Below are 12,708 nucleotides of genomic sequence, written 5' to 3'. Positions count from 1 at the left end.
AAAATTATCAAAAAAGGGGTTTTCTGTGCTTATGAGTTCGATAGGGAAGAAAGGCATCATTTTTATTAGTATAGCTATTCTTATGGTCTTGGCTGCTTGTCAGGGGGAGTCTGGGGACAGCAAAGAGGAAGAAGAGAAAAATGCAGCAGCTGACATTAAAGAAATTGTAGGGATTGAACCAGGTTCTGGAACAATGAATATTGCAGAAGAGACGGTTGAAGCTTATGACTTGGATCTGGAACTATTGCCAAGCTCAGAGCCAGCGATGCTGACTGAATTGCAAGGTGCGCTTCAGGATGAAGAACCAATTGTCGTTACGCTTTGGCAGCCGCACTGGATGTTTAGTGAATATGATCTAAAGTTTCTAGAGGATCCGCAGGGAACATTGGGTGAATCAGAAAATATACATACAATGGTCAGGCATGGACTTGAAGAAGAACAGCCATCCGCTTACCAGCTTCTCGATAACTTTTATTGGGAAATCGATGATATGAATGAAGTAATGTCGAAATTTGGGCAAAGTGATGATGTTGAACCACGGGATGCAGCTGAAGAATGGATTGCAGATAACCGTGATAAAGTTGAAGTATGGACAGAAGGCATTGACCCAGTTGAAAATGAAACCATCGAGCTGGGGTATGTGAACTGGGATACAGAACTTTCATCAACAAATGTTGTTGCTTTAATGCTTGAAGAATTAGGATACACGGTGGAATTAACTCCACTTGATATGGGAATTGCATTTGAGAGTCTGTCAGTCGGCGAAATTGATGGCATGCTCATTGCATGGCTCCCTGTGGGTGCATCTTCTTATGCGGAGCAATATAAAGATGATATTGTTGATTTAGGTCCAAGTCTGGAAGGGGCACAACAGGGGTTTGTCGTACCGGCATATATGGATATTGACAGTATAGATGATTTGCCAAAAAAATAATGGATTAGGAGCTTTTTCCAAAGTATCAGCCTGCTTTCAAACGGCATTGACAGCATATGTCACATTTCATTTTGCAGTTTATGTCGAATGAGTGGAGGATTTTGACACTGCCGAAAAAATGGTGTATTCTTTATGTGTAATCATTCATTTGTTACGAATTAAGCTTAATTTCAAGCAAAACTTTTTTACACAATGAATAACTTTTAATAATGAAATGAATATCCTTTGAAGGAATGTAACCTAATTTGGGCATAACCTGAACTCGATTTGAACACGCTATTCTTGCGTGTTTGAATTGGTTTGGGTTTTTTTATTTTAGTTAGGGAATAAGGTCATTAGTGTAGAAAGAAGTATTGCTTTAAAGGGGGAACAATTGTAAATGAAAAAGGAACCTCTATTTGGCGGAATACGGACAACATAGTAGACTTCTCTTGAAGTTAGAATTTGTACGTGACTCTATATTTTAATTATTATAGAGAATAATATCATGTAGGTATGCATATCGGACACATATTTTAAACAAAAATAGGATATTGAAAATAAAGGAGCTCATAAAAATGGTAGAAAAAACATTTACAGTTATTGATGAAACAGGAATACACGCACGACCTGCAACTGCTTTAGTGCAAGCTGCAAGCAAGTTTAGTTCAGAAGTTAACATCGAATACAACGGAAAATCAGTGAATTTAAAATCTATCATGGGTGTAATGGCTTTAGGAATTGGAAAAGGCGCCCAAATAAAAATTACTTCAGAGGGCAATGATGAACAGGAAGCATTAACTGCTTTAGAGGAAACATTAAATAAAGAAGGGTTGGCAGAATAATGAGTCTTTTAAAAGGAATAGCAGCCTCAAATGGAATAGCAATTGCTAAAGCTTATCGTTTAGTTGAACCGGATTTTTCATTTGAAAAGAAGACAATCGAGGATATTGCAGCGGAAGTGGAGCGATTCAAAGCAGCGCTTGCTACAACTGAAACAGAACTTGCGAGCATTCGCGATAATGCAAAAGTGAAGCTTGGTGCAGATAAAGCAGCGATATTTGAGGCACATTTGCTTATTATAAGTGACCCGGAACTAATCAATCCGATTGAAGATAAAATTAAAATAGAACAAGTTAACGCAGAACAGGCATTGAAGGAAACAGCTGATATGTTTATTGCAATGTTTGAGCAGATGGATAATGACTATATGAAAGAACGAGCTGCTGATATTCGTGATGTAACAAAACGGATTCTCTCTCATTTACTTGGAGTTGAAATCGTAAATCCGAGCACGATTTCAGAAGAGGTAGTTATTGTTGCGGAGGATTTAACACCATCTGATACTGCGCAGCTGAATCGTCAATTTGTAAGAGGTTTCACTACAGATATAGGTGGAAGAACCTCTCACTCAGCAATTATGGCACGTTCATTGGAAATCCCTGCCGTAGTTGGTACAAAAGATGCTACTGCAGAAATTCAGAATGGAGATTTAATTATAATTGATGGATTGAAGGGTGAAGTGCATATTAACCCGACATCTGAGGTAATCGCACATTATGAAACAGAGCATCAGCGCTATGAAGCTCAAAAAGCAGAATGGGCTAAACTTGTGAATGAGAAAACAATCTCAGCGGATGGCCATCATGTCGAACTAGGTGCCAATATTGGAACACCAAAAGATCTTGAAGGTGTTATTGAAAATGGCGGAGAAGCAGTCGGGTTATACCGAACGGAATTCTTGTACATGGGCCGTGATGAGCTGCCAACAGAAGAAGAGCAGTTTGAGTCTTACAAAGCTATCCTTGAAGGAATGAAAGAGAAGGCTGTTGTCGTTCGGACATTGGATATTGGTGGAGATAAGGAACTGCCTTATTTGGATCTGCCTGAAGAAATGAATCCATTTCTAGGTTTCCGTGCTATTCGTTTATGTTTGGAAGAGAAGGATTTATTCCGTACACAGCTGCGTGCGCTATTGCGAGCGAGCGTGTTTGGCAACTTAAAAATTATGTTCCCGATGATTGCGACGTTAGATGAATTCAGGGAAGCGAAACAGGTACTCGAAGAAGAAAAGGAAAAACTTGTGAATGAAGGAATACCGGTTGCTGATCATATTGAAGTCGGCATCATGGTTGAAATACCTGCTACAGCTGTCATGGCAGAGCAATTTGCAAAAGAAGTTGACTTTTTCAGTATTGGAACAAATGACTTGATCCAATATACAATGGCTGCCGACCGTATGAATGAACGTGTTTCTTATCTGTACCAACCATACTCTCCAGCTATTTTGCGTCTTGTTAAAATGGTGATTGACGCAGCACATAAGGAAGGAAAATGGGCTGGTATGTGTGGAGAAATGGCAGGGGATGAAACTGCAATTCCGCTATTACTTGGACTAGGTCTTGATGAGTTCTCAATGAGTGCAACTTCGATTCTGAAAGCTCGTTCACAGATTGTTAATCTGTCTAAAAAGGATATGGAGAAATTAGCAGAGAAGGCATTGGGAATGAGTACGACACAAGAAGTCATTGATGCAGTAAATCATGCAGTAAAATAACTCTTCAGCACAGTGTCCAAGCGAAGTCGCCCTGCATCTGCTGATGAATAATATAAAAAACACGACGTTGAGGCAAAAGAAATATAATTTAATAAAACCCGAACGATGCCTTAATTCGTTCGGGTTTTAAGTGAACTTCTGACTATCTTAATTCAGTACTTAGCATACTCCTCTGGAAAATTGCAGCCCGAATACACTTCGCTTTCCGTGGGCGGCTGGTGAGCCATCGGTATGCTATCGCATACCGCCGTCTCACCGATGCCTCTCATCCCACAGGAGTCTCCGTGTATTCGGGCTGCTTCGTGCCGATAAGCTTATCTAGTCTTCTGTTTATTATTATAAAAGAGTAACAGTTTGTCTTAAGCTATCAGATGAAATGCCTTTGTGTGTATACTTTAAAATAGTCTAGTAAGATTAACATGCATATCTGCTGTCAAAATCCAATGAAATAACTATTTGTTTATCCGGGGAGCATTCCAAATGACCAGAGACTCCTGCAGGAAGAGAGGCCTAGATGAGACCATGGAGTGCATCAGCACGGGGCAGATTAAGTACGCCACGTCCTGTGGCAACATCTGCACCAGCACGTCCTGTGCGTCGGGGCTCATCAGCCGCCTGCGGAAAGCGAAGGGGCATTTGGAATGCGGACCTTCAGCAGGATAATCAAACAGCAAAACGAACATTACTCTGAATTTAGGTAATCAGCACTTTGTATCGACTATGAATCATTTTCCTGTTATAAAAAGTTAACATTAAAAGCTCTTTATTCGATAATGTTCGACTTTCATTTGATTGGTATTAGTTAAGTCCCAGCATCGTTTTTTTAGTTTGGCGGCAGGAAAATCTTAACGGGTATATATATTGCAAGTGAAACCGCAATCATATATAATGGATTCAAAAGGGTTGTTACTGTTCGGCAGGCAAAACCTGAATTAATCGAACTTGCAGGCAATTTTCTGCAATTTGGATTAATTTAGGTTTTTTTATTTCTCACCAGGTTTGGAAGAAAACCATTGTTTCCTAACCGAATGTCAACAATTCAATCCATCCATGTAATTACTTTCCTTGATATATTCTGTGATAATATGAAATCAAGGTTCAAGAAGTGAATATCCCGCTATCTATGACTGGAACGTTAATATCTATTACACAACAGTATTAGAATAATGGTTACCAATCATAGATATAGAGAAGCATTATATGTTTTAGGAGGAAGTATATTGGCAGCGATAACAATTATTAAAGTTCTAAATAATAATGTCGTCATGGCTGAACACCCTGTAGAAGGTGAGGCCATTGTAATTGGGAAGGGTATTGGCTTTAATCGAAAACCGGATGAATTACTTTCACTGGACCAGGCAGAAAAGCTATTTGTTGTGAAAAATGAAAAGGAACAAGAACAATATAAAAAATTGCTGCCTAAAATAAATGAAGCATGGCAAAGTGCGATTATCGAGGCAATTGGACATGTAAGTGATCGTGTTCAAGGCCAATTAAATGAACATATCCATATTGCGTTAACAGATCACCTGCTGCTTACAATGGATCGTGTTCAAAATGGACATATAATTAGTAATCCGTTCCTGACTGAAACGGTGACACTCTATCCGTTTGAACAAGAATTAGCAAAAGAAGCTGTTGAAATAATTGGAGAGAAGACAGGCATCTATCTGCCAAAAGATGAAGTTGGATTTATTACGCTGCATATTCACAGTGCGTTAATGAATAAGGATTTAGGAGAAGTGAACAGGCATTCACAGCTTGTTACAAAATTAATTCAAATTATTGAGAGAGAGCTAAAACTTGTTCTTGATAAAGAAGGCTTAGATTATATGCGGCTCGTTCGCCATTTACGCTTTACAATCGAACGTGTTGTCCAAGGTGAAAAAGTGGAAGAACCGGAAAAAATTGCAAAGCTATTGAAATATGAATATCCAGTGTGTTACAATTTAGCTTGGAAGCTAATAAAAATTATGCAAGAGTATTTAAAGAAAAACGTGTATGAAGCTGAAGCGGTTTATCTAACAATGCATCTTCAGCGCTTACAAAAAAATAAATAGCAATTATATCTTACGTGTTACTGATTAGATCAGGCATAAGTGGGGAAGTTAATTGAAAGGAATGCGGAATAAATCCGATATTCCTTTTGATATCTTTTAAACTTATGCCTGTTTTTATTTGACTTTTATTAGCTCTAAAAAGAACTCTGGGAGGTTTAGTAAGATGTGGAAAAAGTTTTTCGGTGTTTTACAAAAGCTTGGTAAAGCATTAATGCTTCCTGTTGCGATGCTGCCTGCGGCTGGTTTGCTGTTAGGTTTTGGAAACGCTGCACAACAAGATGCAATGTTACAACTCATGCCATTTCTTGACGCAGATTGGATACAATTAGTCGCTCGAGTGATGGAAGATGCGGGGAATATTGTCTTTAGTAACCTGGCACTTATATTTGCAGTTGGGGTTGCGATTGGACTAGCTGGTGATGGAGCAGCAGCACTTGCTGCGTTAGTTGGTTACTTGGTGATGAACCAGGTAATGGGATCATGGTTAGGACTTTCCGCAGAGACACTTGCATCAGAACCTGGATTTGCAAGTGTGCTGGGAATTCCAACATTGCAGACAGGTGTTTTTGGCGGGATAATCATTGGTTTAATAGCTGCTTATTCTTATAACCGCTTCCATGATATTGAAATGCCGTCATTTTTAGGATTCTTCGCAGGAAAACGTTTTGTTCCGATTGTAACTGCGGGCTTTGCGTTTATTGCAGGTTTACTGATGCTTATTGTATGGCCGCCAATTCAAGACGCAATGAACTCTGCTTCACTTTGGTTAATTGAAGAGGGAACATACATCGCAGTTTTTGCGTTTGGGTTTATTAAACGCTTATTGATTCCATTTGGTTTGCATCATATATTCCATGCACCATTCTGGTATGAATTTGGAAGTTATACAACGGCTGCTGGGGAAATTGTCCGTGGAGACATGACAATCTTCTTTGCACAGCTTCGAGATGGTGTAGAGATAACTGCTGGTAATTTCATGGCTGGTGAGTTCCCGATTATGATGTTTGGACTTCCGGCTGCAGCATTAGCAATGTATCATACAGCACGTCCAGAAAGGAAGAAACTGGTTGCTGGATTACTTGCATCAGGTGCGTTAACCTCTTTCCTTACAGGAATTACGGAACCACTTGAATTCTCGTTTATGTTCTTGTCACCAATTCTATTCTTAATCCATGCCGTACTTGATGGATTATCATTTGTACTCATGACATTCCTTAGCGTGAATATTGGTTACACCTTCTCTGGTGGGGGAATAGACTTCCTGTTATTTGGAATCTTGCCAGGTCAAGAGCCATGGTGGTTAGCTGTCATTGCAGGACTTGTATTTGCTGTCATTTACTATGTGATTTTCCGTTTTATGATTCAGAAGTTTAATCTTTTGACTCCTGGACGTGAAGCAGATAATGATGAAGAAGGAAATGAAGGTAATGCGATTGATCAAAACAGCCTGCCTGCTCAAGTCCTTGAGGCAATGGGCGGACAAGAGAATATTGCTCATTTAGACGCATGTATTACAAGACTTCGTGTATCTGTAAAAGATCAAGGCGAAGTGGATAAAAACCGATTGAAAAAACTTGGCGCTTCCGGTGTGCTGGAAGTAGGCGATAATATACAAGCTATCTTTGGCCCGCGTTCTGAAATTATTAAGGGTCAAATGCAAGATATTATGGCAGGGAAAACACCGCGAAAAGCTGAAGAAAAACAAAAGAATACGGTAAATAAGTCAACTGTTCCGGTTGAAGAAGATCTATTCGTTTCGCCAATGACTGGTGAAATAAAGCCGCTTAGTGAGGTTCCGGATCCTGTATTCTCAGGAAAAATGATGGGAGATGGATTTGCTGTTCTGCCAACTCATGGAACCATCGTTTCACCTGTAAAAGGAAAAATTGTTCATCTTTTCCCGACAAAACATGCTATTGGCATTGAATCAGATTCAGGCCGTGAAGTATTAATTCACGTTGGAATTGATACGGTAAATCTGGAAGGAAAAGGTTTTGAAGCACTTGTAGCACAAGACGATAAAGTCGAAATAGGTCAACCCTTATTAAATGTTGATCTAGAATATATAAGTGAACATGCTCCATCAATTATGACGCCTGTCATTTTCACAAACTTAAAAGAAGGCGAAATAGTGAGCATAGAGAAACAAGGCAGTGTAGAAATTGGCGATAAGAATATCATCGAAATTCAATAATACACTGAAAACCCCGTTATGCACTTTAATGCATAACGGGGTTTTTTCATCTGAGAAATCAGCTGGCACCGTAAAATAGTAAACAGATTCAAGTTTTTCCTCACACTGGCCAGCGAAGTTAGCTTCATGGCTTTAATTGAAAGTCTTCTGTAATTTGGATGCTGTCTTGAACAGATTGAATCATGGAACAGTTTTTTCGAGCAAGCTTGAGCGCTTTTTCAATTTTTTCTGAAGGGATATTCTTACCTTCAATAATATAAGTAAAGTGAATGTGTTCAATCCGATTTGTTTCATCTTTATTTCTTGTTACTTTTGCTTTTATGATAATATCTTCGAATGAAAGCCGCATCTTTTGTAATATATTTCTTAACACCCCACCACTGCAGCCTGCAATCGAAGAAATCATCAGCTGAAATGGTCGATAACCATATTCGGCCTGCCCCGATATTTTTAACTCGCCAAATTCAAAATTTGTTTGGAAACCATGTTCATTCAGCGTAAACTTCAACGATATCGCTCCCCTTTCTCTATCCATTTTTAACTATACGAAAGGAATGTGAAAATTAGATGAATGAAAAGGAATCTTTATTTTGACAATGCATCCACAAGGAAAAGAAAAGTGCATATAGAAAAGGCTGTCCCAAACAGAAGTGGACAACCTTTTCATGCATCGATTAAAATTCATGTTCAGCAAGTATTGTTGCAATTTCATTTTCAATGGCGTGCATCTCTTCAGTTGATCCTAAATAGTTATTAATGAGTATAGAAAATATCAGTTCTTCCCCATTTGCTGCTGTTACATAACCGGAAAGTGCAGATACTCCTGTGATTAATCCTGTCTTCGCTTTTACATTTCCTTTGACAGGTGCTTCCGTCATGCGATTGCGCAGGGTGCCGCCAAGATATCTATCTGCTTCACCAGCAACAGGCAGGGACTGTTTAAAAAGGTTAAACCAGCTTTTATCCTGGGCAGCAAATAGCAGCTGTGTTAGATTATTGGTTGAAATAAGGGTTTTATGCGACATGCCAGAGCCGTCCCGAAGCAGGATGGTATCCGGATTCATATCAAAGGTTTCCATTACATCTGGAATGACTTCGAGCCCTTTATCCCAGCTGCCTTCCCCATGCACGACTTTTCCCATTTCTTTTGTTAACATTTCTCCGTGTCCATTATTGCTTAACTTCATAAATGGAAGCAGCAACTCGGAGAGCGGTATGGATTCCTTAGTGGCTAATACGTGTGCATCTTGTGGTGTTGCTTTAAATTCCTTCTCCATATCACCGGTAAATTTGATTCCATGTTCCTTTAAAGCAGTATGAAACAGTGATAAGGCATATCCTGCAGGTTCCCACACAGATACGTAAGAACGTGATATTGTTCCATCTGCTGGCATTGTCCCTGTTAGAATAATTCGATTCGACCCGTGTTCCCGTTCAATCGTAATCTGTTTTGCTTCACCGGCAGGCACCATTTTTGTCTGGTTGCTGATTGTAACATAATCCGTTTCAGGGTTTATCCGAACCTGTGCTTTACCCTCCGCTTTTTTGTCAGGAATCACTTCGACAATCAGGGTGCCTGCATCATAATCCTGATCTGGGGACAGTGTTAAAGCAGAAACTTGGGCACCAGTATAAAATGGTTCATCCGACCAGTTTAAATCTTGTGACAAACGTACATTGTCATACCATGTATCATCGCCGATTATATTCCCTTTAATCAGGCGAATTCCTTGTGCTTTAAGCTCTTTTGCAAATCGATCTAAATCCGACTTTAATAATGTTGGATCACCTTTTCCTTTCAAATATAAATTACCTTGCAGCACCGTATCGACTTGCTTGCCATCTGTTAAAACTTCAGTATGGAATTGATAATCTGCACCAAGTGTTTCCAAAGCGGCCGCGGCAGTAAGCAATTTCATATTGGAAGCAGGATGGAGGCGCGTTTCCCCATTATAGGAATACAATATCTTGCTGTTTGCAGCATGTTTCACGGTTACCCCAGCAACAGCTCCATCAAGCTCTTCCTTTTCTAAAACTGCATTTATTTTCTCTGTTAACGTATCGTTTTCGGCAAGGGCCATGGTGCTTTCCTCATCGGCTGCTTCTAGTAATAATGGTTCTTCACTAAGAAAAGATGGAATGAAAGCTGCAACAGTAATAAGCAGAATAAGGAACGCTCCAATAATAAAGACTTTTGTTTTCATTTTTATCACATCCTTTTATAAGGGTATATGTAAAAAAACGTTGCGATTTCTATTGCGGATTTAGGATTAGTTGGTCTGCCTTAAAGTTTATCCATTATTGCATTATATCCAAGCATGACCATGTTTATGAGGGATGAATGAAGTGTTTATTGTTTATTTAAATAGGCTGATGAGGCGAGGCATGAATCAGCCTGCATGCTATTCTGAAAAATGGGCTTGACATGAATTAAAGTGCATGGTAAGATATTTAGTCTAGTAACAAATAGATTGTTCTGGCATTCTGCAATGTTTTTGAAGATGCTTATTCATACTGGAGCGACTAAGGGGTCGCAAGGACGTAAGAGCAGGTAGGGCTTGCGTTGCTTAAGTTAGAGAACATCCAGTAGAACATGTACCGCGGTAAAGTGAAATTAATGAACAGGATTGCTTCTCCGTTAAGCAATTTATCATTCAGCTAATAATAGAATTTCCCACCCGAAACAATCGGGATATTAAATAAAAATAAATTTATATGTTACTTAAAACCAAAGGGATACTTTTCTTATGAAGGGTGTCCCTTTACTAATTCATTCAGAAATGCTGCTCCTGTTTAAGGAGAATGGACAGCAGTATATTTTTGATAGAAGAATGAATACATAACAAGTTGATAAAAGGAGAAGTATTATGAACGGCACAGCACATGCAGCAGTTGGGGGAGCAATCGGCTTCATCACTGCCAACACATTTCAGGCAGATGTTCCAGTAACTTTTCTTCTGGTTGGATTAGGAACCGTATCTGCATTAGTTCCCGATCTGGATATTGATGGAAAGCTTCGCGGGAAAATTACATTATCCCATAAAGTGATTCGGTCAATCGCGCAGTTCATTGGGATTTTGATGATGATTTACAGTTTTTATGAAGGATCTGATTATAGACAATACCTTGGTATGGGGATTGGGCTTGCGATGCTGGCAGTTGCTTCACGCCTAAAACAAAAGCATATGCTCACTCTCACAAGTATTGGGGTTATTGCTGGTGGTGTTTCTCTACAGGAACCCTGGCTCATCCTTTTTGGAATTTATAACCTTATTGCTTCGTTTGTTCCCCATCGAAGCTATACACATTCCATTCTTGGAGTGATTTTCTTTGGATACATTGCTATGAAACTGGAGGCTTCTCTTGGCGTGCAAGGCGTTTATTATACATGTCTTGCTGGATATATTAGCCACTTGGTCACGGACAGTAAGCTTCTGCCGTTTAATAAACGGGGAATTAAGCTGTTTCTTCCGCTGTCGTCGAAGGAAGTGTAGTGGAAGATTGACTAAGCTAATTTTAATTCTTGTCTTTGTTTTCCGGACACTCATATAGAATAGTGGGGTATAAAAAACGAAACTTTAAAGAAACAAAAAAGCACTTTCTCAAGTCTTATAAATGGCAGCTCAGGGTAGAGCTACTAAAGACGGAGGAGGTGCTTTTTTGTTTTTGCTATCTGCCTAAGCAGATTTAGAACTTGTACAAATGTTCCTCGTTTCCAGGTGATGTTAGTTGGATTACGATAACTTAGCAAATTGAATGAATGTATTTTCATTTTCAACCAGACCACATGAAGCGCATTGAATTCTGTATTGTGGTCCATCATAGAGTTTGTGATAAACCTCTACACTTTCATTCGTATAATCCTGCAAAACCTCGCCCGAATTGGCGTCAAGTTTTACTGGCTTTGCTGCTTGCTCGATGATATTAAATCGTGAACGATTCGTTTTGCAATTTGGACACCGATATGGGTGACTCATTCGCAACACCTCCACCATTTATTATTCCTAAAGAATGCCTGTTTTATTAGTTTAATTGTATGCTTTGCAATGCAAATGCTGTTATAACAGTTCTCGATTCTTTTTGTAAGAACGTTTTAACGAAACAAAATTAATAAACCAAAAGATAGTCGCGGTGAATACAATCCCTATAATCTCAACCCATTCTGGTCTGCCAGAGGTAATGATATTCAGCAGGAGAAAAGCAGTAAAGAAAAAGTATGCTTGTATCCGAATATTCCTTTTCTCCTTTTTATAAGATTTATCTGTTGCTACTTCTGTATACTCCATTCCAGAAATGATATATCTCCCAAGCACATAGAATAGGAAGATTGCAATCGATAGCAGGATGACTGCTCCTGCACTGAAATTAGCATACTTATTGAAAATTGCCATGACGAGAATAGAAAGCAGAAGAATAATCGCACCTTCTGATAAAAAATACAGCATCTTTTTTTCCTTGTATTCGTCTTCTGGCAATAAAAACGATATCCATGATTTCATCATTATTCAACCTCCCAAAATAATTCGTCAAGTGTTTTATGAAGTGATTTTGCGATTGCGATACAAAGCTGAAGACTGGGATTATACTCCCCTTTTTCTATTAGGCCAATTGTTTGCCTGGTTGCACCAACTTCTCTTGCTAACTGTTCTTGCGTCATTGAACTTTTCAATCGCGTTATTTTTACGTTATTATTCATTCTCCCACCCTGCTTATCTAATGTAAGATATAGTTTGCATATGCAATTTATATCTTACATGTAAAACGGTGAAGTGTCAAATAGTCACTAAATTATGACTCTTGCCTTTTCTTATTTCGATGGCTATAATGATAATGAATAATTGAATATTTTAACGATCGACTAGGGGAGCATGTAAATGCTGAGAGATGAATATCGACCCTTTGAACCTGATCTAGTTCATACTAGCGTAGGGAAGTGGATGCAACATTTTTTTAACATATGTTAAACTTGCTGAACCCATTTCTA

General features: G+C 39.0%; 12 protein-coding genes and 1 riboswitch. Of the genes, 6 read left to right on the top strand and 6 right to left on the bottom strand.

Annotated features, from left to right (window positions below; all coding sequences use genetic code 11):
• Window positions 1-31: 31 nt before the first annotated feature.
• The 3 genes from NST93_RS10840 to ptsP all read left to right on the top strand — a co-directional run bounded on the left by NST93_RS10840 (window position 32) and on the right by ptsP (window position 3,470).
• A complete protein-coding gene (locus tag NST93_RS10840) occupies window positions 32-934 on the top strand; it encodes a glycine betaine ABC transporter substrate-binding protein (protein ID WP_405096892.1) in 903 nt (300 codons plus the stop codon).
• Window positions 935-1,491: 557 nt separating this feature from the next.
• A complete protein-coding gene (locus tag NST93_RS10835) occupies window positions 1,492-1,758 on the top strand; it encodes a phosphocarrier protein HPr (RefSeq protein ID WP_405096890.1) in 267 nt (88 codons plus the stop codon).
• A complete protein-coding gene (gene ptsP / locus NST93_RS10830) occupies window positions 1,758-3,470 on the top strand; it encodes a phosphoenolpyruvate--protein phosphotransferase (protein WP_405096888.1) in 1,713 nt (570 codons plus the stop codon). Before NST93_RS10835 ends, ptsP begins: the two co-directional genes overlap by 1 nt.
• Window positions 3,471-3,980: 510 nt before the next feature.
• Here the strand turns inward: ptsP and NST93_RS10825 are convergent.
• Window positions 3,981-4,106 (bottom strand): hypothetical protein, encoded by a 126-nt coding sequence (locus NST93_RS10825; protein WP_405096886.1) that lies wholly within the window; start codon window positions 4,104-4,106, stop codon window positions 3,981-3,983.
• A gap of 584 nt (window positions 4,107-4,690) precedes the next feature.
• Here NST93_RS10825 and glcT point away from each other — a divergent pair.
• Complete coding sequence (gene glcT / locus NST93_RS10820) at window positions 4,691-5,530, top strand: glucose PTS transporter transcription antiterminator GlcT (RefSeq protein WP_405096884.1); 840 nt, start codon at window positions 4,691-4,693, stop codon at window positions 5,528-5,530.
• 163 nt (window positions 5,531-5,693) lie between these two features.
• Window positions 5,694-7,724 (top strand): glucose-specific PTS transporter subunit IIBC, encoded by a 2,031-nt coding sequence (ptsG, locus tag NST93_RS10815; RefSeq protein ID WP_405096882.1) that lies wholly within the window; start codon window positions 5,694-5,696, stop codon window positions 7,722-7,724.
• A 124-nt stretch (window positions 7,725-7,848) separates the two neighbouring features.
• Here the strand turns inward: ptsG and NST93_RS10810 are convergent, their stop codons facing one another.
• The gene (locus NST93_RS10810; RefSeq protein ID WP_405096880.1) at window positions 7,849-8,232 is read right to left on the bottom strand and encodes an OsmC family protein; all 384 of its coding nucleotides are present in this window, start codon (window positions 8,230-8,232) and stop codon (window positions 7,849-7,851) included.
• 166 nt (window positions 8,233-8,398) lie between these two features.
• The gene (dacB, locus tag NST93_RS10805; RefSeq protein ID WP_405096878.1) at window positions 8,399-9,928 is read right to left on the bottom strand and encodes a D-alanyl-D-alanine carboxypeptidase/D-alanyl-D-alanine-endopeptidase; all 1,530 of its coding nucleotides are present in this window, start codon (window positions 9,926-9,928) and stop codon (window positions 8,399-8,401) included.
• 663 nt (window positions 9,929-10,591) lie between these two features.
• Between dacB and NST93_RS10800 the strand changes: the two genes are divergently transcribed.
• Window positions 10,592-11,218 (top strand): metal-dependent hydrolase, encoded by a 627-nt coding sequence (locus NST93_RS10800; protein WP_405096876.1) that lies wholly within the window; start codon window positions 10,592-10,594, stop codon window positions 11,216-11,218.
• A gap of 240 nt (window positions 11,219-11,458) precedes the next feature.
• On the opposite strand, the gene NST93_RS10795 is transcribed toward NST93_RS10800, so the two are convergent.
• The 3 genes from NST93_RS10795 to NST93_RS10785 all read right to left on the bottom strand — a co-directional run bounded on the left by NST93_RS10795 (window position 11,459) and on the right by NST93_RS10785 (window position 12,420).
• Window positions 11,459-11,701, bottom strand: coding sequence for a DNA alkylation repair protein (locus tag NST93_RS10795; protein ID WP_405096874.1), 243 nt, complete (start codon window positions 11,699-11,701; stop codon window positions 11,459-11,461).
• 81 nt (window positions 11,702-11,782) lie between these two features.
• Entirely contained in the window at window positions 11,783-12,226 is a 444-nt protein-coding gene (locus NST93_RS10790) for a DUF3278 domain-containing protein (protein WP_405096872.1), read from the bottom strand.
• A complete protein-coding gene (locus NST93_RS10785; protein WP_405096870.1) occupies window positions 12,226-12,420 on the bottom strand; it encodes a helix-turn-helix transcriptional regulator in 195 nt (64 codons plus the stop codon). Before NST93_RS10785 ends, NST93_RS10790 begins: the two co-directional genes overlap by 1 nt.
• Before the next feature lie 154 nt (window positions 12,421-12,574).
• Window positions 12,575-12,673: riboswitch (TPP riboswitch) on the top strand.
• Window positions 12,674-12,708: the final 35 nt, after the last annotated feature.

Origin of the sequence: Oceanobacillus sp. FSL H7-0719 (assembly GCF_045040795.1) — a bacterium.
In the GTDB taxonomy this organism is placed as follows: domain Bacteria; phylum Bacillota; class Bacilli; order Bacillales; family Amphibacillaceae; genus Oceanobacillus.
Note: the sequence above shows the minus strand (reverse complement) of the source record. Positions and strands in the feature narration are given on the sequence as shown.

Coding starts and splice junctions, on each gene's coding strand:
- NST93_RS10840 (WP_405096892.1), top strand. CDS start 32: ATGAGTTCGATAGGGAAGAAAGGCATCATTTTTATTAGTATAGCTATT.
- NST93_RS10835 (WP_405096890.1), top strand. CDS start 1,492: ATGGTAGAAAAAACATTTACAGTTATTGATGAAACAGGAATACACGCA.
- ptsP (WP_405096888.1), top strand. CDS start 1,758: ATGAGTCTTTTAAAAGGAATAGCAGCCTCAAATGGAATAGCAATTGCT.
- NST93_RS10825 (WP_405096886.1), bottom strand. CDS start 4,106: ATGCCCCTTCGCTTTCCGCAGGCGGCTGATGAGCCCCGACGCACAGGA.
- ptsG (WP_405096882.1), top strand. CDS start 5,694: ATGTGGAAAAAGTTTTTCGGTGTTTTACAAAAGCTTGGTAAAGCATTA.
- dacB (WP_405096878.1), bottom strand. CDS start 9,928: ATGAAAACAAAAGTCTTTATTATTGGAGCGTTCCTTATTCTGCTTATT.
- NST93_RS10800 (WP_405096876.1), top strand. CDS start 10,592: ATGAACGGCACAGCACATGCAGCAGTTGGGGGAGCAATCGGCTTCATC.
- NST93_RS10795 (WP_405096874.1), bottom strand. CDS start 11,701: ATGAGTCACCCATATCGGTGTCCAAATTGCAAAACGAATCGTTCACGA.
- NST93_RS10790 (WP_405096872.1), bottom strand. CDS start 12,226: ATGATGAAATCATGGATATCGTTTTTATTGCCAGAAGACGAATACAAG.
- NST93_RS10785 (WP_405096870.1), bottom strand. CDS start 12,420: ATGAATAATAACGTAAAAATAACGCGATTGAAAAGTTCAATGACGCAA.